The sequence below is a fragment of the Sphingobacterium sp. UME9 genome (genome assembly GCF_014170215.1).
In the GTDB taxonomy this organism is placed as follows: domain Bacteria; phylum Bacteroidota; class Bacteroidia; order Sphingobacteriales; family Sphingobacteriaceae; genus Sphingobacterium; species Sphingobacterium paramultivorum.
Map to the genome: position 1 here is coordinate 930,127 of NZ_LZZP01000003.1, position 20,603 is coordinate 950,729.

Annotated in this window: 21 protein-coding genes and 1 tRNA gene; 7 read left to right on the forward strand and 15 right to left on the reverse strand. The window is 37.6% G+C overall.

The annotated features are described in order from the left end of the window. The first annotated feature begins 58 nt into the window (after positions 1 to 58). Both A9970_RS05450 and A9970_RS05455 read left to right on the forward strand, forming a co-directional pair. A complete protein-coding gene (locus A9970_RS05450) occupies positions 59 to 724 on the forward strand; it encodes a TatD family hydrolase (RefSeq protein ID WP_182981589.1) in 666 nt (221 codons plus the stop codon). Between the two features lie 77 nt (positions 725 to 801). Continuing rightward, positions 802 to 1,527, forward strand: coding sequence for a ThiF family adenylyltransferase (locus A9970_RS05455; protein WP_153848832.1), 726 nt, complete (start codon positions 802 to 804; stop codon positions 1,525 to 1,527). 74 nt (positions 1,528 to 1,601) lie between these two features. Here the strand turns inward: A9970_RS05455 and A9970_RS05460 are convergent, their stop codons facing one another. Together A9970_RS05460 and A9970_RS05465 are read right to left on the reverse strand one after the other, a co-directional pair. Beyond that, entirely contained in the window at positions 1,602 to 2,114 is a 513-nt protein-coding gene (locus A9970_RS05460; RefSeq protein ID WP_182981590.1) for a BON domain-containing protein, read from the reverse strand. A 74-nt stretch (positions 2,115 to 2,188) separates the two neighbouring features. Then, positions 2,189 to 2,659, reverse strand: coding sequence for a GreA/GreB family elongation factor (locus A9970_RS05465; protein WP_182981591.1), 471 nt, complete (start codon positions 2,657 to 2,659; stop codon positions 2,189 to 2,191). A gap of 144 nt (positions 2,660 to 2,803) precedes the next feature. Here A9970_RS05465 and A9970_RS05470 point away from each other — a divergent pair. The 3 genes from A9970_RS05470 (at position 2,804) to A9970_RS05480 (ending at position 4,345) form a co-directional block, all read left to right on the forward strand. Continuing rightward, positions 2,804 to 2,891: transfer RNA gene (locus A9970_RS05470), tRNA-Ser, on the forward strand. A gap of 702 nt (positions 2,892 to 3,593) precedes the next feature. Continuing rightward, positions 3,594 to 3,797 (forward strand): hypothetical protein, encoded by a 204-nt coding sequence (locus tag A9970_RS05475; RefSeq protein ID WP_182981592.1) that lies wholly within the window; start codon positions 3,594 to 3,596, stop codon positions 3,795 to 3,797. Between the two features lie 2 nt (positions 3,798 to 3,799). After that, positions 3,800 to 4,345, forward strand: coding sequence for a hypothetical protein (locus tag A9970_RS05480; RefSeq protein WP_182981593.1), 546 nt, complete (start codon positions 3,800 to 3,802; stop codon positions 4,343 to 4,345). A 236-nt stretch (positions 4,346 to 4,581) separates the two neighbouring features. On the opposite strand, the gene A9970_RS05485 is transcribed toward A9970_RS05480, so the two are convergent. Beyond that, entirely contained in the window at positions 4,582 to 5,790 is a 1,209-nt protein-coding gene (locus A9970_RS05485; protein ID WP_182981594.1) for a TlpA disulfide reductase family protein, read from the reverse strand. 169 nt (positions 5,791 to 5,959) lie between these two features. On the opposite strand from A9970_RS05485, the gene A9970_RS05490 reads away from it, so the two are divergent. After that, positions 5,960 to 6,445, forward strand: a complete 486-nt coding sequence (locus A9970_RS05490) for a GNAT family N-acetyltransferase (RefSeq protein ID WP_182981595.1) — start codon at positions 5,960 to 5,962, stop codon at positions 6,443 to 6,445. Between the two features lie 114 nt (positions 6,446 to 6,559). Here A9970_RS05490 and A9970_RS05495 read toward each other — a convergent pair whose 3' ends face one another. Then, on the reverse strand, positions 6,560 to 7,720 hold the full coding sequence (locus A9970_RS05495) for a TlpA disulfide reductase family protein (protein ID WP_182981596.1): 1,161 nt from the start codon (positions 7,718 to 7,720) through the stop codon (positions 6,560 to 6,562). A gap of 240 nt (positions 7,721 to 7,960) precedes the next feature. Between A9970_RS05495 and A9970_RS05500 the strand changes: the two genes are divergently transcribed. Beyond that, positions 7,961 to 8,686 carry a DUF6090 family protein gene (locus A9970_RS05500; RefSeq protein ID WP_182981597.1) on the forward strand — a complete coding sequence of 242 codons (726 nt, stop codon included), beginning with the start codon at positions 7,961 to 7,963 and terminating at the stop codon, positions 8,684 to 8,686. A gap of 111 nt (positions 8,687 to 8,797) precedes the next feature. Here the strand turns inward: A9970_RS05500 and A9970_RS05505 are convergent, their stop codons facing one another. The 11 genes from A9970_RS05505 to A9970_RS05555 form a co-directional block, all read right to left on the reverse strand. Continuing rightward, entirely contained in the window at positions 8,798 to 9,262 is a 465-nt protein-coding gene (locus A9970_RS05505) for a GNAT family N-acetyltransferase (RefSeq protein ID WP_182981598.1), read from the reverse strand. 180 nt (positions 9,263 to 9,442) lie between these two features. Next, entirely contained in the window at positions 9,443 to 10,438 is a 996-nt protein-coding gene (locus A9970_RS05510) for a hypothetical protein (RefSeq protein WP_182981599.1), read from the reverse strand. 80 nt (positions 10,439 to 10,518) lie between these two features. Further along, positions 10,519 to 11,721, reverse strand: a complete 1,203-nt coding sequence (locus tag A9970_RS05515; RefSeq protein WP_182981600.1) for a S41 family peptidase — start codon at positions 11,719 to 11,721, stop codon at positions 10,519 to 10,521. A 167-nt stretch (positions 11,722 to 11,888) separates the two neighbouring features. Further along, positions 11,889 to 12,617 carry a hypothetical protein gene (locus A9970_RS05520; protein ID WP_220801520.1) on the reverse strand — a complete coding sequence of 243 codons (729 nt, stop codon included), beginning with the start codon at positions 12,615 to 12,617 and terminating at the stop codon, positions 11,889 to 11,891. Between the two features lie 89 nt (positions 12,618 to 12,706). Next, positions 12,707 to 13,423: a hypothetical protein gene (locus tag A9970_RS05525; protein ID WP_153847303.1), complete on the reverse strand. Its 717-nt coding sequence runs from the start codon at positions 13,421 to 13,423 to the stop codon at positions 12,707 to 12,709. A gap of 411 nt (positions 13,424 to 13,834) precedes the next feature. Beyond that, complete coding sequence (locus tag A9970_RS05530) at positions 13,835 to 15,562, reverse strand: amidohydrolase (protein WP_182981601.1); 1,728 nt, start codon at positions 15,560 to 15,562, stop codon at positions 13,835 to 13,837. A gap of 237 nt (positions 15,563 to 15,799) precedes the next feature. After that, positions 15,800 to 16,501: an HAD family hydrolase gene (locus tag A9970_RS05535; RefSeq protein ID WP_182981602.1), complete on the reverse strand. Its 702-nt coding sequence runs from the start codon at positions 16,499 to 16,501 to the stop codon at positions 15,800 to 15,802. Positions 16,502 to 16,527: 26 nt separating this feature from the next. Beyond that, positions 16,528 to 17,016: an NUDIX domain-containing protein gene (locus A9970_RS05540; protein WP_182981603.1), complete on the reverse strand. Its 489-nt coding sequence runs from the start codon at positions 17,014 to 17,016 to the stop codon at positions 16,528 to 16,530. Positions 17,017 to 17,331: 315 nt separating this feature from the next. Beyond that, complete coding sequence (locus A9970_RS05545; protein ID WP_182981604.1) at positions 17,332 to 18,711, reverse strand: aldehyde dehydrogenase family protein; 1,380 nt, start codon at positions 18,709 to 18,711, stop codon at positions 17,332 to 17,334. Next, positions 18,689 to 19,465 (reverse strand): gamma-glutamyl-gamma-aminobutyrate hydrolase family protein, encoded by a 777-nt coding sequence (locus A9970_RS05550; RefSeq protein ID WP_220801521.1) that lies wholly within the window; start codon positions 19,463 to 19,465, stop codon positions 18,689 to 18,691. The genes A9970_RS05545 and A9970_RS05550 overlap by 23 nt, the downstream gene beginning before the upstream one ends. Further along, a complete protein-coding gene (locus A9970_RS05555; RefSeq protein WP_182981605.1) occupies positions 19,440 to 20,597 on the reverse strand; it encodes an iron-containing alcohol dehydrogenase in 1,158 nt (385 codons plus the stop codon). The genes A9970_RS05550 and A9970_RS05555 overlap by 26 nt, the downstream gene beginning before the upstream one ends. Between the last annotated feature and the right edge of the window lie 6 nt (positions 20,598 to 20,603).

Genomic DNA, 20,603 nt, shown 5'->3' on the forward strand with positions numbered 1-20,603 from the left:
TATACTAATTTTGTAGAGAATATTTTTTGCTTCAAGTATTTTTTCGACCTTTGTCTCGTTGGCTACACAGATTCCCTATATCGATCTACATACGCATCGGAATTATCCGGTCAAAGAACGTGTTACTCTTTCTATTAAGAATATCACGTTGAACCATTCGGAGACAATTTCTGAAGCGGATTGTTCAGTAGGTTTACACCCATGGTATATCAATGAGAATACTGAACACGATTTGGAACTCCTGGTAGACGCATTAGCCCAGAGTCAAGTTTTAGCCATAGGTGAATGTGGTATAGACAAAAATATCGCCACTTCCCTCTCCGACCAACAGCCTGTGTTTGATCAACAGGTTCGCTTGGCTAAAACGTATAGGAAGCCCTTGATAATTCATTGTGTTCGAGCTTTTCAGGAGATTGTTGATTGTCTAAAAAAAATGAATTTTAACGAAGCTGTTGTTTTTCATGGATATCGTAAGAACTGGACTTTGGCTCAACAGTTAATCGATCAAGGGTATTATCTTTCCATAGGAAAACATTGTTTAAACGGAAGTCAAGACGAACTTTTACAAAATATTTCACTCTGCCATTTGTTTTTAGAAACAGATACAGATACGACTGTAGAAATTGCTACACTTTATCGCTACGTAGCTCGGCTCAGATCGATCGAACTGGAAGAGTTAAAACGGGCTTTATTCCAAAATTATAAGAAAGTATTTAATAAATGAACCCATCATAATTTGATTATTCACGTTGAATGATAGATTTTGGGAATTCATCATAATATAAAAACAAATTTAAATAGATGAAAGATTTAAGCTGGCTGTCACGTACCGAAGCATTGATCGGTAGAACGGCGGTTGAAAAATTAGCTAATTCGCATGTGATGGTTTTGGGATTAGGTGGTGTTGGTTCATTTGCTGCAGAATTTATATGCCGGGCAGGTGTTGGGAAAATGACCATTATCGATGGAGACACAGTGGACCCGTCCAACCGTAATAGACAATTGCCTGCCTTGGCAACCAATCATGGTGAAGCAAAAGCTGAAATTATGCGGGAAAGATTGTTAGCTATTAATCCTGAGTTGGATTTAACCGTAATACAAGACTTTATCATTCCAGAAAAAATACCTGCTTTATTAGATTTAGCTCCGGATTATTGTGTTGAAGCCATTGATAGTATTACACCGAAACTATTTTTCATTCGGAGGGCATTGGAAGCCAATATACCATTTGTGAGTTCAATGGGTGCTGGTGGGAAAGTGGACCCTACGAAAATAAAAATTGACGATATCGGTAAATCTTATAATTGTAAATTAGCGCATCATATCCGTAAGAAATTGCGCAAACATGGTATTCGAGATGGGGTAAAAGTGGCATTTTCAACTGAACTTCCAAACAAGGATTCATTATTATATACTGATGGGAGTAACTTTAAAAAGTCTGCCTACGGTACCATGTCATATCTACCAGCAGCCTTTGGTGGGGCAATAGCTTCTGTTGCTATACGAGATTTAATAGAAAATGCTTAACTTAGGCATTAAATAAACATATGAACAAATGAAAGAAGCTACCCGTCAATCGATGGATAGCTTCTTTTCTTTGTTTAACGGCTGGTGACACCTTTCATATCAATGCCTTTGGGCTTGATATGCTCTAATCTTTTCTTTAGTGTATCGATTTTTGATTTTTCAAGATTACCTGTCGCAATTATAATTCCTTCCTTCACCTGGGCCGTAATGGTTGGAAAATCTTCCAGGACAAGATTGACATCTCTCGTTAAGGTAGAATCTATCGCGCCGCCCATAATTTCATGATATTTTTCACGGGCATCTTCTGGTTCAGGAAGATTTACAATGATATTGTTGTGAATGGATTTGATATCCTCTCCCCCCGCTAATTTTGTTTTGTTTTCTATATCCTGCTTGAGCGAATCCGAACCTATCTGTCCATCCAACGTTACATTCCCTTCCTCGACATCTACTTCGATGCCTGCAGTAGTTTCCAATGCTGCCTCGATTTTTGATCTTAGTTTTTCGTCGGATTCGGGCGATCTACAAGAGTGAATAAACAGTAAAGCACCAAGTAAGAAGATTAAAAGTAAATTATTCAATTTCATGTCATTCTTCGTTTCTGTACTAAATAAGAACAGATGCATCGGCATATTGTTTAATTTTTCGGTATTTTCATCACTTAGTAGATTGCAATAACTTTTTGATTAACGTTGTTAAAAACAAAACTATCACCTATTTTTTTTCCGATAAGTAGTTGTCCAATTGGAGATGCAGGCGAAATGACGAAGATATTATTAGCCCCTATTTTTACGGCTCCAATACTTGTGGCGATCAAATATAGTCCAACATTGGTTTGAACAAGCGTTCCTAGTCTGGCGACATCCATTACATCATTTGGTAATGATTCTATACTGATCAGTTGCTGTAGATCTTTATTGGCTTCCAGGAGTTGCTTTTGGTAGCGATTGATATCCTGTTGAATCATTTCACGTGAAGTTTCATATTTGTCCCCAGCACTACTTTTGGTATCGTCATTACTTGAATCTCTGGCTGTTTCTAAAGCAGATTCTATCATTGTGATACGTTCCTGAGTACGTTTTAGTGCTATGTCGAGGATCTCCCCTTTTATGTCGAAATAATTATTTGTCATTCCGAAAAATAAGAAATAAGTTTTATTCATTAAAAAATAAAAACAATACGCTTAGTCTCAATAGAATATAACAAATCTGATGGCAAATAACACGAATAAGGTTGCAATAAATTAAAAAATTGCTACATTTGTGCACTGAAACACGGAAAGGTGTCAGAGTGGTCGAATGAGCAGTCCTGGAAAGACTGTATACGGGATGACTGTATCGAGGGTTCGAATCCCTCCCTTTCCGCCGAGACATAAAAAACGCAGTTTGGAGCGCATAAACAAAGATTGTGGCAGAATCGTGGCAAAGCGATTAGACAACAGTCGGAAAACAGCGCTAACAGGGTTAAAAACAAAATAAGTTCGAATCCCTTCCTTTCCGCAAAACAAACCGTTTTTAACGCTGTTAAGAACGGTTTTTCTGTTTTAGGTGATGTACCAGCACCAAAAACAGCGCCAAAACCAAACCAAAGAAGGAAACGTTTTACGAGAACTTCGTCTTTCAAAATTCCACGCATTATTGGAGCCAAATCCGGTGACTGGAGAGTTGTTTATTAATACGAGAGCCCAGGCCAAATTGGTAAGTTCAAAAAGTTCTATGTTCGAGATGGAATAAACTATATTCATTATCTTCAGGAAAGGAAATAGTTGCCCGAGTGAAAAGTAACTCTCTAAACTTTATTAGTTGTCTAAATTTTACCTTCAGCCCCTGAGATATTCGAATCAGTATATAACTTAAACAATAAACTGTATAATTCTTTTGTATACTTTCTTGATAAAAAGAATATACAGCGCCTGTTAATTTTATAATGGATTTTGTTGCCAATTTAAAGTCGGTCTATCAAATTTCTCACGCATTTTGTGTTAATATTTTTTTATATTATATTAATATATGTTTATATTTAATTGATCGTACAAGCTAATGTTAATTAATTTTTAAATTAAAAGGATGATTCAAGAAGAACAACTTGTCAAAACTGGAAAGATGAAAAAAGATCCATTCACTATGTCTGCGGATGAAAAGATACAATGGAGGCAAGAATTGCAAAAGAGCATTCGCTCCTATTTGTTTTCTCGTGAACAGCCATTGGTTTATAGCAAGGATGGGCAAATGGTTGAAGAGCATAGCGATGGGACAATTCAAAGTATCTGATCATGGCAACAATATATGTGATAACTGGCCCTCCTCATATTGGGAAAAGTACTTGTGGACAGTATTTCATTCCCGAGGGGATCAAGATACTTGACCCTAATCTCTTTGTTCAAAGCTATGCTGCACTAGGTTTAAAAGATGGATATAGGAGATTTGAGGAACAGCTATTGATGCTGCTAAGTAATGACGAAGATTTTGCTGTGGAGGTCAATATGGTTAATAAGACGCATCTTCAAATGCTACACGATATTAAAGCGTTGTACCCTGAAAATAAGATTGAAATGATCTTTTTTTACACCGATAATATGTATATATGCCATGCGAGGTCTAAAGCTAAGAAAAATAGTGGTTGCTACTCTAGCACTGACAAAATAACCCATTTATATATTCATACCATGCCGCTTGTGAAAAGGCATCTAAATCTCTTTTCTTCTGTTAAGGGGGTCGATATAAGCGAAAACCACATGGTACCTGAAACTGTGTTTAAATATGAGGATACTGTTTCAGGAATCGAGGTATCTACCTATCTCCCCATATGGGCTCAATGAAGCAACATCACATCGGCTTAAATTCTACCTTTGTTCGAGCGCTGTTCGGCTTTTGCTCAAATGGGCTTTGGTTTGGCTTCGATGAAGATCAAAGGAAAAGTAACGGAACGATAAAGGTCAGTGGCAAGAAGACAACTTTTATACTGATACCGGTCGTAGCTTCAGATAGTGATCCTTTTAAGAGATAGGTATGTTACTTTCACAACCATATTAATAACTGTCGCTTATTGTAATCATTAATTTAGTAGAATATCTTTTATGCGAGCGAGCCCCTGTGATGAATCTCTAAAGATTATCTTACCATCTCGGTCAATGACAATATAGGTTGGAAAAATAGACACCTCCAACTCGAAGACGATAGAATTTGTTTTTTGATTCATATCCACATAAATCTGGGGCCAGTTCACTCCTTTGTCATTTAATATTGTTTTCGCCAGATCAAATTTATCCTTTTTATCGAAACAAACCCCAATAAAAGAAGCTGTCGATTTTACTTCTTCAACGATTAATTTTGTTTTAGGCATAGCTGATATGCATGGAACACACCATGTCCCCCAAAAATCTAGTACCAGGTATTTTGAGGATGGATTAAAATACTGACTCAATTCCTTCTTAAGGCTTGATGATATGTATTGATTTGATTCATAGTTTCTGACAGGAGTTAAATAAATCACCGAAAAACTTTCATCAAGACTATCGATACGCATAAATTTGCCATTAATGGCAACAGTGTCATGAAGATTATATTTCTCTTTGTATCTAATATTATTATCAAACTTATCTTCATGTGGATTTTTCCCATCTCGATAAATTCTAAATTCAGGTTTATTGAACGTCATCCTCTTTGATACATGGATAATATCTTCGCCGAATTTCCCCATTCTGTTAAATCCTATTTTAACAGCTAACGGCATCTCATTTAGACGGGTGTCATTGTAGGTCATTCCTACCGAAAAAGGAATAAAATAGGCTTCCCAAGGTAGGCTATAGTGACTACCAGTATTTTCATCTATAAAGTTAAAAGCAAATTTTACTTTTTCTAAGATATTTGGAGGAACAGTTTTTGGCCTCCATTTTTTGAGAGAATCGGCATGGAATATGAATTTCACATCTTTGTCAATAAATGGATTACGTCTTCTAGAAATCTCCACACTAACGCTATCATTATGAATTTTGCGTGTAACAACGTACAGTTTTTTTCTTATGTTATGGGATTTTGACTTCTCACCAGGGATCGTAATATCTATAGGCCATAGAATTGAATCCGTTTTTCCATCTTTCGACCAAACATCAGTTGAAGAAAGAATATCAATGGTATTCCCTTTGTTTTCATTGAAATATTTCGATTCTGTTAGTGGAATCTGTATGCTTTTCTCTTGGCTGAAAACAGATACAATTCCTATAAAAAAAGACAATAAAATCAGATATAGTTTAATGACATCCATTTGGAATAGTCTAATTGGTTTTTCCTAAAATTAATCAATAAATTATTATTTTAGGAAAAATCATTGAAACCAATATTCTCTTTAAGATTTTCATCAAATAGATGGAACCTGAAATAAGTCAATGGTGTATTTATTACTATATTTGGGAATAAACCGAACATAAAAAAGCATGGATGACCTCAACTTTCAATTTACTCTTAGACCGACAGTATACGCGGATTTAGAAACACATTATCAGTTTCAGCTTGATGAAGAAGCAAATTATCTCGCAGCTTTTACCTCAAGTAGTTCTTCAGATAAGAAAGCTTACCTTGAGAAGTATGCTAAATTTCTCAATGAGCCAAGCATAAACAATCAAACGATTCTGATTGATGGGACAATTGTAGGAAGTATTGCGAAGTTTGTTATTGAAGGTGATGCTGAGATCACTTATTGGATTGACCGGAAATTCTGGGGACGTGGAATTGCAACAAAAGCACTTAAAGCGTTTCTTTCAATTGAAACAAACCGTCCTATTTATGGGCGCGTCGCTTTCGATAATCTCGGTTCCCAAAAAGTATTGGAAAATTGTGACTTTGTTAAGGTTGGTACTGATCGAGGTTTTGCACATGCACGCCAAATCGAAATTGAGGAATTTATATATAGATTAGATTAATGAGCGATTTTTTGATCAGTCTTTCCCCCTCAATCGGTTTCACACTTAGGTTTCGCGGCCCTAACAAGAATATCCCAGTATTAATATAGCTTATCGGATATACTAATACGCGGACTATTTACGATCACGTTTATCTGAAAAGATTGCCTGTAATTTTTCTTCTAAATCTTTTCCTCTGAGGTTGCGGTGTATAATTTTTCCTGTGGGATCCAACAAGAAGCTTGCCGGTATGGAATTGATGCCATAACGTTTTGCTGCTTGGCTATCCCAACCTTTTAAATCAGATACTTGTGGCCAGCTCAGCTTATCATCTGCAATTGCTTTGACCCATTGTTCGCGTTGAGCTACTTTATCCAGCGATATTCCTAAGATTTCGAATCCCGAATCTTTGTATTTGTTGTAAAGCACTACTAGATTTGGATTTTCTTCGCGGCATGGCCCACACCAACTAGCCCAAAAGTCTACCAATAGATACTTTCCCCGGAATTCAGATAGTTTTAGACGCTTACCCATTTGAGTTTGAAGTTCGAGATCGGGGGCAACCTGTCCAACTTTCGTCCTGATTGACGATTCTAACTGCATGGGTACCTCTTTGGCCAAAGGATAGCTTTTGAGCTTCTCAGCTAAATCGGCATATATCCTTTTAACCTCTTCCATAAATTTCTCCTGTCCAGCAACAAAGGATAAACTGATTAAACTAAGGTAGGACGATGGATGCTGACGAGCAAATACTAAATGAACACGATATAGGTCATCCATTAATCCTTTTTCCCGATCAATAAAAGATTCCCGCACTTTAGGATCGCTTTGTTGATTAGCTGAAAGTGCATAAAATTCTTTATTAAGTGCTGTAAATTTATCATCTACGGAGCTACGCATCTTTTTAAAAGCATCTTGGTCGAGATTAATTTGAGATCCACTGATCGTTATATTTTTCAAGGAGTCGCTTGCTTGCATTTGCATAGTGACAGGCTCAAGATAAAAACGAAAAAAATCCATTTGCTCATTGCGAGAGGGTCTATTTACATAAGGATTTTTATTGAGATATAGCGATGATGAAACAGGATAGTCTACAGTCCCCGAAAATGAAAAATTTCCACCTCTTGAAAAAGTGGAATCAACAACAGACTTACCTTCTATTTCGTAGATCAAAAATACTTTGGAATCCTCCTTCAATTGAGGTATTACCCCATTAATCTGATAGCGATTTTGCCCACAAAGGAGGAAAGGAAGTATAAAAACCGCTATTAATAGCAATCCTGTCCATATTTTCATAATATAGTCTATTTTCTGGTAATTTACTATCATAAATATACGCAATTTCTCTGTTCTGAGCCTGTTACTACTTTCTTTAAACCATGGCATATCCCCCAATAAAACAACTTGACACCTGTTTTCTGCCTCAAAAAAGTAATGGACAAGTTATTAATTTGTGTGTTTTGCCAAACTTTTGCATCTTTGTGTATTAGCACCAATATTTAACAAAATCCCCTTACATTAACTTAAAGTTCTAAAATGCAAGACGAGATCATTAAGCACACGAAGAAAATTTATAAAACCGCAAAAGAGCCAAAACATAGCCTCGCCGAAAAGTTGAAAGAAATATCCATTGAGATTTTCATTATCGTTTTTGCAGTATCACTTTCTATATGGCTTCACGGCTGGAGCGAGCATCGGCATGAACAACAAGAAGTAAAAGAATTTTTGGAAGATCTAAAAGTCGACCTCCAAAAGGATGTCAACGACTTAGAAAAGCAAAATTCCTACTTGACGAATACAGCTGAAGGTTGTAAGTTTTACGGAGAACTAAACCAACAAAAAATTGACAGCTTGGTGAAAGTCAACCCCAATGACCGTATTAAGATGAACCTTAATCCGATCTTTAAGATCAGAAATACAGGTAATTATGAAGGATTCCGATCTAGTGGGAAAATTGGTCTCATCAAGGACCGAAAATTAAAAACAGGAATTTTGGAATATTATCAAACCGTAGTGCCATCAAAAGACGATTGGCAAACCTACTACAACGCATTGGTTTTTAAGCTCGCCGATGAACTAGTATCCATTCCTAATGCAAATATAAATCCCGATATGATGTATAAAGCAGTTAATGCATCGCCAAAAGTAAAAGGAATCCTTATCAATGCAGCATCTCAAGCAAATATGATTATTCAGCTGAATAATCAGGTCATCAAATCTGCCAAAGAAATCATTGCCGAAATTGAGCATAATAACGAATAAATCGGTTTCGAATGAGTGCATAACGCCAAAAAAAAGACAGCTTTTAAATTTTTAAAAGCTGTCTTTTTTTTAATTTGTTATAGAAATTATCCCAATGAATTTTCATTATTATCAGTCATCAATTTCCATACGCATTTCCAGAAGATTTGGTCTAAATCCTGCCTTTGCATAGGCTTTTTTTGCACTCGTATTTTCTTCATAAACCTGAAGTCTTATTTCTGAAATATTTCTTTCTTTTGCCCAGTTGATCAATCGATGTAAAATCATTTTGTTGATACCCTGCCCTCGATATTCGGGTTTAACAAACATAAATCCAAGGTAAGCATACTTCTCATATTTTTGATAAGGTTTTGCATCCAATAATCTCGCATATCCTGATCCGACAACTTGATCGTCAACAATTGCAACAAGGACTTCAGCATCCCTGGACTTGATCAGCTCTAGGAGATCATAATAGTGAATTTCGCCTAGTTTTAATGTATTGTCAAAAGGTCGTTCAGCTTCAACAATTCCTTGTTCAAACTCGATTAATACATTGATTTCGCTTTCTTTTGCTTGTCTGATGATTATTTCCATAATTAAGAATCTACGTCTATTATTTTGCCTTTTTTGGGCTATATCCACTGTTGGCCAAATACAAAACGAATAGCAACTATAGTATTATTTTCATATTTTAAGTTCTTGTAGAAAGGAACTTAAGAACCTTTTTGCCTTTTCAAATACAAGTTACATATTTTATCCCTTATAACAGACTACCTACTTATCAAGAACATGAAACTCTCGTTTTTCCAATAATCCATTTTTGTATAGTTCAGTATAAATCAATGGTCCCATTTTTCTTGTGCTGATTATTGGTTCACCTGTTTCTTCATTATATTCTTGCAATAATTTATAACAGTTCCATTTGCCATCAGGAATACCTCCCTTATACCTCGCTTCCAAGTACGTATATGAATCTGTAAATGATGGATATTCTTGTAAATCTACATACCGATTTGCTTTAAATTCTATCCATTTTCCTTCTTTATGGTGATTTTTTATTGAGCCCTGTTCTTCATCAGTTTTATATAAACCATTCTGATCATAGTATCTGACAAATGTTCCGTTGCGTAAAAGCTGAAATTGATAAACAGGTTTCTGTCTAAAGGGATTTTCATTAAATTCATAATCCCGCAATGAGATTATAAAGTTTTTATCTATATAAAATAATGTATAGTCCGCGAATCCCATTTCTCCCTCATGATGAAGATATATTCTTTTTATATCAACTGGCTTCCCATTCTTTACTGAAATTAGATACATTTTTTCTACGAATGGCTCGCTATAGCGGGCGGCATTATATACAGCCAGAAAATGCAGCGAATAACCTCTATAACTGAGAAAATTAGAGGCAATTTTAATATGACTATATTCTTTGCCGATACCTTGCTCAAATGGAAAAGAAACGTCATATGCTTCGGGTAGCATCACGAGATCATTTTTGATTATTTGTTCAAATTTTAGTGCATAGAGATTGCCTAAGCCACGATGATCTTGTATAGCAGACACTATGGAGTCAACATTTAGCTGTTTTGAAATATTTGAATATCCAAATGGAAGCATTATACAATTCTTTTTATCCGTATTAAAAAAGGTAGACCCTTTAACTGATACAGGTATATTTAAGCTCTTATTTTCCGTTTGTGCTTTGCAGTAGTTGGAAAGAAGCATAAACAAAAGAAGGATAAAAGTATCGTTAACTTTATTAAGCATAAACTTTTTATTTGTTCACATTGATCATAACATTACTCTACGAGTTTTAAGGCAAACTGAGTCGTAATCTCCTACTTAATCTACAAAGCTACCTCCTTAGCTTTTTCTAATGTTTCTTCGATATTTTCACATAAAATCTTGGGAATAAAATCCTCTCTCGGTATTCCGTTGATATGATACAATCTCTCAGTCGGGAATTGGAATCCAATTTTTGTTTCTGTGAGACGAAAATTTGAAATTGCGCCTAATAGTCCCGCCATAGGTGTGCCAATAACTGTCGCTCTGTTTAGTGCATCAAACCCTATAGCTATCCCTTCTCCCATACTTCCTGTCCAGTGTCCCACGAGGATATACACATTACCCTTGAAGGTTTCCTTACGTGGACTTACATACTCTACCCAATGTCGTTTTGTGTCATAATCCTTCTCATCAAATTCGTGAATCTGATAAGGTAGAAGTTTATTGATAAACCGCCCCATAATAGCTCTCGCAACCGTTGAATTTCCGCCGCTAGGGGTTTCAGTCAAATCCAGAATAAGGTTTTTATGGAAAATCAAACTGTCAAGCGCTTTATCAAATTCACCAATCAAGTTGTTATTTCCCAATGAATTATTGATTTTGACATACCCCGTGTTTTCATTTATAACTTTATAATATAACAATTCATTCCTATTGCCATAGCTCACTGGTTCAAATGTTTTGCGTTCTCCGTTTTCAACTACGGTAATCGCCCGCTTTTTATCGTGAGTTCCTGCAAAAAGCATATCTAAAGCATACTGATACATCTTTGGACTGTGATAATCTGTAAATCGAGGTAAGAAACTTTTTAACTGTTCATCTATTGATACTCCGTTGAAAAGAGTTACTTGCATACCAATTTTTAACCCAGCTAATTCTGCACCAAAACCTTTTCTTAGGTCTTTTATTAAATATTTGTTCTGATCTTTTTCGATACGTATGTCGGACCACGATGGAATTAACCTGTTTGATGTATTAAGATTTATGCTTAGTGACGAATGTCCATTGTACAGCTCATTCAACGTGTTTTCAAGTAACTGAATAAACTCGTTGTCGTTTGTAACTTTTTCTGCTTGTGCTGAATAAATCTCTTTGACTTTATTCCAGTCGATATTTTGCCTTTCTAAATAGGCATAATGTTTATTGATATCAGACCAAAACTCGTGAAAATCCTTTTGGTATTTGGTTTGAGCGAAAATGTTATTCTCTGTCAAAAATAAGAGTACTATAGTAAAAATAGCTTTAGTCAGTAGGCTTAATTTCATCGTTGTGTTCTTGAATTGGTATTTTATTGGTTCAGTCCGTAACAAAAATAATAAAACCATCGTTAAAATAATATGGACTCTTTTGAAGGTACATTACTTTCTCATAATTCCTTCGAATAGATTTATAACTTGGAAAACACTAGTTTTGTGATTCAGCAACTAAACTACTAACATCCCATAGGAGTTTTGATAATGATAAATTTGGTAACTTCTTTACCGTTGTCTTTACGACGACATGTGATCCGTAAGAAATAGCGGCTTATACTGACTGATGATGGGTATTCAGTTGGCGATTTTACTTTAGCCAAAAGTTTAAACCATTCTTCACCACAGTGCTCTTTTACTTTTTGTCTCAACTCGTCCATAGACACGCTGGGAAAGGATCGATAGTCCTGATCGGTATATTCTTCACTAAAAAATAGTCCACTCCTATTTTGTTTTAAAGACTTCCAGTCTGAGTTAAAATGTTTCCAATCAGTAAGATCACAATGAGGCCCTTCGTTCATAATAGTTACGCTGGTTTCATAGCGTTGTTCCACCTTCAAATCACTAATCTGATCATTTAAAATAGAAATATAACTTCCCTCGATACTTTCTCCGACTTCTGCATAGATTTCTATAGTGTCCCTTTGTTGCTGATCCATCTTTTCTGGATCAAAAATGGCCATGCCTTGAATCGAAACGACAAATTCATTGAACCTTATTGCTGTTGTAGCCTTCACGTTATTCGCAGTATGTGAGGTAGGTGCAGTATCTATCTGCTGCTGGGAGATTGCTACTTCTCCGTCAATAGGATGTTCTGATTGCTTCACATCCCGTTTTTGTTGGGGGATGCTAGCGTTGTTACAAGAGCAAATTGCAGCAGTTAAAATGATGATATTATGTCGTATTTTCATAAAGTTTTTAAGAGGTAAAGTAGATACTGCTTTACCTTATTAAATAAATTGATCCGTTATTACTCAAGTGATCAGCAAGTCACTATACCTTACTTGGTGTTTTCTTGGCTTAATCGGGCAATGTAGTAGGCAAACTGCTTGCTGTTTTCATTGTCAATTTTCTTAAGCGTATAAGCTTTTATGATAATTGTCGTATTATTGACCCATCTGATATCTTCCACTGCCCAATTATCCGTTTCAAAACTGTTGTATTCGGAAAGTTTGATCCGGAAAGGAGCTTTTCCTTTGCGGACAGCAAGGACCCCAATAAAGCAACTATTCGAAGTATATACCTGATTGTAATAGTAAGCAAGAAAATATCCGTTTGGAGAAGGAATTGGTATTTCAACTGCACCATCGCCAATTGAAGCAATTGTATGTTGACTACCATTGGTGCTATCGATTAAAACCAGATCGCTAAAACCTAATGATTCGGAAACATGATTGCTTACGAGAATATGCATTTTCAGTTGGGGAAGATAGCCTTTATACTCCCAGCCCCTAAATCCATCGCCCTGATCTGCTGAAAAACTATATTTCTTGAACTCTAGCTTGCCTTTGCCTGTTGGGATCACAAGATTTTTCCTTTCAACAGCAGGAGTTTTATTGACAATGTGATTGGAGCTAAATGCTTTACGATAGTCTTCTAATGTAGCCGTATTGAATACTAATTTAGGTAAGCTATCATACCTGTCTCCATAACCTACTGTTAAATTTGGTATAGATTGACCGTAAACAAGGCTTATCGAAAAAAGAAATATCAACATCAATTTCATATTTATTTCTTGATTTTAGTAAGAGAAGGATCCTATCTGAGATGAACTTCCTTGCATCGCATGATAAAATAGATCAATTCATTTAAAAATGAAATTTTGAACTGATTATCTTATAAAGATAGGCCACAAGCCACAAGAGTTAAAGACCATTTTATATTTGCATGCGGCGATTTATTATTCGCTATATTTTTTTAAAAGAAGAAGATTTGATGCTGCTGTATCGTTATGCAACTCTCCTGTTTTATTTCAACATTTGATTCGCTTGAAAACGAGGACTTCTATTTAGCGTTATCCTCCCAATAGAATGGCAAAAACATACAATAATAGCGGGTTTTTCCCAAACAATTGCGAATTAAAATGTGGTTTACAATGATGTCTTTATTTATTGGATTTGCAGATTGATCAATTTCGCTTAAAGACTGTCTTCCCTTCTTTGATGGTTTCAACGACTTTGATATCCCGTAATTTTTTGGGGTCAATTGTTAACGGATTCTGATCCAAAATAACCAAATCAGCTAGTTTTCCTTTTTTAAGAGAGCCTTTATCTTTTTCTTCCTGATACTGATAGGCAGCATTGATCGTAATTGCTTTGAGTGCGTCCCTTACATCAATTCGTTCATCTGGACCCAATAACATTCCCGAACGTGTCGTCCGGTTGACCGCAGCATACACCCCAGTCATTAGATCGGGAGGTGTTACAGGACTATCATGATGAATGGTAAACAATATTCCTGCTTTTTTTGCTGATTGAGCTGGACTAATAAACGCCGCACGTTTGGGGCCAAAAACACTTTGATAGTGCCAATCCCCCCATAAATAAACATGGGACGAAAAATATGAAGGAATAACACCGATCTCTTTTATCTTGGCGATGTGATCAGGTCGGCTGTTCTGCACATGTATCAAGGTTGCCCTAAGCTCAGGCTTATAAATTCCTTCGGTTTTCAATTTGCCGATCACACGAAGCGCTTGATCAATAGCCGCATCGCCGTTAACATGTAATTGCGCTGTAATATCATTTGAAAACACTGTTTTTAAATCATTGTAGAGGGTCTCGTCTGAAAAAATTGGAAAGCCTTTGTAGTCGGCCGATTGGCCCTCTGGGGGAACGAGGTATGGTTCTGTCAACCAGGCTGTCTTCCCTTGAGGTGAGCCATCGTCCGAGAATTTAAATCCACCAAATTTCAAGTGCTTTTCGTATTTCATGTAATTCGGTTTAAAGGACTTCCATTCGGCTTTGTTTGCTTCAAAATCCGGGAAATAAACCACGTCAGCCTTTAAAAGATTTTTCGAAGCGGCTTCCTTTAACAGGCCAACACTCACTCCCATCGAACGTCCATCACAGATTGTTGTCTGACCATAACTAAGCCATTCGTCCTGCGCTTTGACAAAATCTTTTAGGGATTGGGATAGTTCATCTTTTGCCTGTTTGGGCTTGGGAATCATATCCGTTAACTTCACCAACGCGGCGAAAGAGGCATTTTCTTCAAGCTTACCGTTTAGTCGATTATCAGGGCTTCGGCCATAATGCCCTCCCTCGGGGTCTTTCACATTTTCGGCAATACCTAATAACTTCAGCATCGCACTATTGACAACGCTTGCATGACCAGAAGCATGAATGACAATAATGGGATTTGTCGTGCTGACTGCATCCAATTCCTGACGAGTCGGATGACGATGCTCACGCATGATGGCGTCATCATAGCCATTTCCTAATACAGGAACAGCCGCCCCCAGTTTTGTTTGCTTAATTACTGTTAATAGAGCCTTTTGAAGATCGGGTATTGAATTAACGGTACCGTATGGACTTGGAGATAAATCTATTGCCTGTTCCATTCCTGCTCTTGAAGTGATATGGCCATGGGCGTCAATAAAGCCAGGCAATAAAGTTTTTCCTTTTAAATCGATCTGTTTAGTATTTTCTCCTATATAGGGATCTGCTTCTTTCCGGTTACCAACGAAAAGAATCTTCCCGTCTTTTAATACTAAAGCATCTACTTGAGGTAAATCATCTTCCATCGTTACAATATTTCCACCAAAATAGAAGGTATCCCCTTTTTGCTGATTGCTCTTACAGCTTAAAATAAAAAGAGGTAAAAAGAAAAATAGATATTTCGTAATTATTGCCATGTGAAAGGTTAACTGTACTAATGAATAACAAAAGAAATCAGTTAATTGTTTCGCGGCTCTTTGCAGGGGAATAGTCAGTTAATGCTTTGTGTTCGGTGATAAACAGATCGTCGACCAACCGCGATGATCATTTTGATGAATGCACTGAACCGACTGCAGATCGGTATGGAGGATAAAGATTAAAAATAGTGGCATTAAAATGTTACTAAAAATGCGCATCTAGATGCGCATTTTCGATTAAAGCAGAATCGGTAGCAGTTGATTCAGACTTTCTACCTGAAGAAAATTGCTTGGTTTAACCTCATCGCTAGCTTGCTCATGTGTCCACGTCACATGGTAAGGGACATGTATTGCCTGCCCTCCCAATTCCAATACTGGCAGAACATCGGAGTTGATTGAATTTCCGATCATGATAAAATTTTCGGCGGGGCATTCAATTTTGTTCAATAATTTTATGTAATCCTCATTTTTCTTGTTGCTCATAATCTCCACATGATGAAAATACTTTTGGAGCCCCGAATTTTTTAGCTTTCTTTCTTGATCCAAAAGATCCCCTTTTGTGGCTACAATTAATTTGTAATGTGCACTAAGCCTTACCAGCGTATCTTCGACACCTTCCAATAATTCAATCGGCATCCTTAGTAAATCCTGTCCAATCGCTATGATTTTGTTTATTGTCTTCAGCGATAGCTGTCCAGCAGAAATACGGCTGGCTGTCTCTATCATACAAAGAATAAAGCCTTTCACACCATACCCATAGAGGGACAGGTTATTCATTTCTGTTTCAAATAACTCTTTTGATACTGCATGCTGCGGAAGATAATTTTCCAATACTGCGCAAAAATCATGTTCTGCTTTTTGAAAATATGGCTCGTTTATCCATAATGTATCATCTGCATCGAATGCAATGACTTTAATGGCATTTTTATTGATAATCATTATAGTTTTTATTCAATTTACGAAGTTTACTTGATCTTGGTACCATCATATTGTTCCCATAGCCCCGTCAAGTTTAGGGCTGAATCATATATGGCATTAAAAGCAAACAGCTTTCCCTTAGCCACATAATCATAGATATAAAGATCAGTTAAAGGGGTCGGAATAGATTCCAGTTCGTCTGCAGAGATCCATTCGAGGTCACCCTCATTACAATAGGGGGCCTCTACATATTCGATATCGGATACATATACATAGCTGATCCAATTGTAATTGACCGGTGATGTTTCGGTTAACATGCCACAAAATTGTTTTGAAGTGATATGGATTCCTGTTTCTTCCATTACCTCACGAACCACTGCATCATCCGGGTTTTCAAATGGGTCTAATTTTCCACCAACGGGAACATACATATCTTTATTGGGTTCTTTAAGGCGTTTTAGCAATAGAAACTTATCTTTATTTCTTAATATACATAGTGTGGCTACGCGCTTCAAACCTGTCACTTCATTGCTCATCTCTTTTCTGTTTGTAACAAAAATAGAAAATGTTGTGAGAGTCTTCAAGCATTTTTAGCGAATTCATTCAGTTTATATCTCCTAAGTGACGACTTGCGTATCTATCTCATCGGCATAAATCGCGTTGGTGACAGCTTTACCACGAGGCGAGCTAATAATCTCTACGCACTCATCTTTCATTTTGAATAGCTCTTTAAGAGGATAATATGGTTTCAATATTTTCATGGATCTAGGCTTATAACATCGTATAAATGGAAAGCCCATTATCCGATGAACTATCGGCATAATGGGCTATATCCGTAAAATAGATATGAATTATACGGGCCTTAAATGATAGGCTTTAGGCTGAACAAATGCCCGAATACCTTGAGCCGACAAGGTTGAACCTAAACCAGAATTTCTCCGTCCGGACCAAGGTACATTAGGGCTTACTCTATCGCAGCAGTTCCAATATACTGTTCCTGTATCCATTTTACCAAGGATATTCATTGCTCTGTCCTGATCGGAAGAAAACACTGCTGCAGTAAGGCCATACGTTGTATCTTGCATCAACGTTATTGCCTCCTCGTCTGAAAATACCTTTTGTATACCTATCAACGGACCAAAAGTTTCTTCACGCATAAGTACCATATTGTGATTACAATGTTCGAATACAGTTGGGGCATAATAGTATCCCTTACCTTCCAATACATATCCACCCAATCGTAGAATTGCTCCCTTTTCAAGGGCATCTTTCACCTGATCTTCAAGAATGTCCAGTTGAGCAGCTCTGGTTAAAGGGCCAATAAATGTATCTTCAGCGCATGGATCGCCGACCTGATAGGACGCTACCTCCTCAATAAATGCCTCGACAAACTGATCGTATATCTGTTCTGAAACGTAGATGCGTTCAACAGCACAACAGCTCTGCCCATTGTTGTAGAAAGCACCCTCAGCTGCCGACACTGCCGCCTGTTTTATATCTTTGACATCTTCAGTGACATATAGCGGATCCTTCCCGCCTAACTCAAGCTGGACTGGAACTAATTTATGTGCTACGGTCGTAGCAATATGTACTCCAGTCTTATAGGATCCAGTAAAGAAATAGCCGTCCAATGGCAATGATAAGATATGCTCGCCAATCCGCCCATCTCCTACAACACAATGAAATGCATTATCAGGTACGCCTGCCTGATAAAGATATTTTGCAAACTGCAAGCCTGTCAACGTCGCAAATTCAGAAGGTTTATAGAGAACAGCATTACCCGCAACCAAGGCATAGAGAAAAACATTGAAGCCGACATTATAAGGAAAATTCCATGCAGAAATATTGGCAATTACGCCAAGTGGTTCATATCGAATATGTTCTAGCGTAGCTCCATCATTCACAATAACTTCTTCTGAAAGCCATCTTTCAGCGTGTTTTCGGAGATGCTCAACACGGTTCTGTGCTCCGTTAATTTCATTAAGCGATTGTGTTATGGGTTTGCCCGTTTCTTTGGTAAGGATCTCCGCAAGCTCCTGTTTATTTGCCAAGATCAGTTGCCCAAATTGTATGATGCACTCCAAACGATCCTTTAAAGGAACTTTTGCCCATTTATGCTGTCCTTGCTTTAGTAAGGATAGTGTATTTTCCAACTCAACTATTGTGGTGGAAGGCAACGTTGCCGCTACAGCGCCAGTTGCAGGATTTCTAATTTCTATGTTGTCTTGCATGTTCGATAAAAACATTAAAAATCAAATTTTCATCTAAAAGTATTCCCTTCTGTGTTTGGGAAAATTCGGGATGCCATTGTACGCCCATAACTTTCCCCGCCGCTTCTTTGGTATAGCCAAATGCCTCGATAAATCCATCTTCCGAACGCGCATATACTTCAAGATCACGGCCAAGATCTTTAACAGCCTGATGATGTACCGTGTTGACCAAAGGATTGGCAACATGGCCATATAGTCTGTCGAAAAGTGTTCCTGGTTCTATATGCACCGGATGATTGATTGTATCATATAAACTTGCTGAACGATGTACAGCCGAATGAGGAAGCTGACTAACGATATCCTGATACATTGTACCTCCAAAATACACGTTCATCAACTGAAATCCCCGACAGATGCCTAAGACAGGCTTATGATTTCTGATGGCATAATCCAATATCTTTAGCTCATATTGATCCCGATAAGGGTCCCCTTTCCAGGGGCCGATAGGTTCTTCTCCATAGTGTTGAGGAGCTATATCGCTTCCACCTTGAAGAACTATGCCATCCATCTGTTGTAAGATGTCCGCTAATAATGATTCTTCAAGATCCGGCAATAATATAGGAAGCACACCTTTTTTACTAATCCATCGAGCCATATCATTTTCCATATAACTCAGTGATTTGTGACCAAAGACCGTCCTGTCGGGGTCAGGATAAAAAAAACAGGCACTAATACCGATTTTTAACATATCATTTTCCTTCGTATGCGGTTTCATAAATTGCAAGAAAATCGGCTTTACTAACGGGCTTGGGGTTCGATGGGTGACAGAAATCTGCAAGCGCAAGTTCTGATAAAGGTTGCAAATGTTCCTTTTGTACGCCAATTGCGGATAACTGTGTAGGTAGTCCCAAACGTACATTGAGGTCAAACAGATAGTCAACAACCTTGTCTCCAGCATTGTTGCCAAGCCCCAAAGTCATGGCCATCTTATCGAAACGATCTTCAAAACCGACATAATTAAACTGCATGCCATAAGGAAGATTCACCGCGTTGGCCAGTCCATGATGAGTATCGAGGAGCGAAGAAAGCGGATGCGCTAAACTATGAACGACTCCTAATCCCTTCTGAAATGCAACAGCTCCCATCAATGATGCCAAAAGCATTTTAGAGCGCGATGGCAAGTCAGATTCTTTTGTAGCGCACTCAATCGAAGTAGCCACCATGGCCATTCCTTCAAGCGCAATACCATCACACATCGGATGGTACCCTTTGGCCAGATAGGCTTCCATATTGTGGGTAAGTGCGTCCATTCCCGTTGCCGCCGTAATAAACGGTGGCAGGTCCATTGTAAGTAAAGGATCGGCAAATACAATTTTTGCCATCAATCTCGGACTAAACAGAATTCGTTTTTTCTTGGTTTCATCTTCTGAAATAATAGCACTACGGCCTACCTCACTCCCGGTGCCGGCGGTCGTAGGTACAGTAATCAATGGTGGTATCTCGTTGGTCACATAGATATCGCCGCCGATCAGATCGTCGTAATCAAATAAATCACGATGGTGATTTGCGCGCAAGGCAATCGCCCGAGCTACGTCGAGTGCTGCTCCACCGCCAACGCCAATAATTGAATCTCTATTTTGCCCTCTAAAGACATCTCCTCCAAAGAGAACATCAGATTTTACAGGATTTTTGTGCAACTCATGAAAGACAATAACGTCAATCCCTTTGTTCGTCAGCTTTTGTTGAACTTCCTTAAAAAATGGCAGTTCGGCAATAGTCGGATCCGTTACCAATAAAGGGCGACTAAGTCCATTGGCCAATAAATAGCCTGGGAGCTCGTCGATCACTCCAGCACCAAAACGGATCGGTGTAGGAAAATTAAAACCATAAATTTTTGCTGTATCCATCGTTCA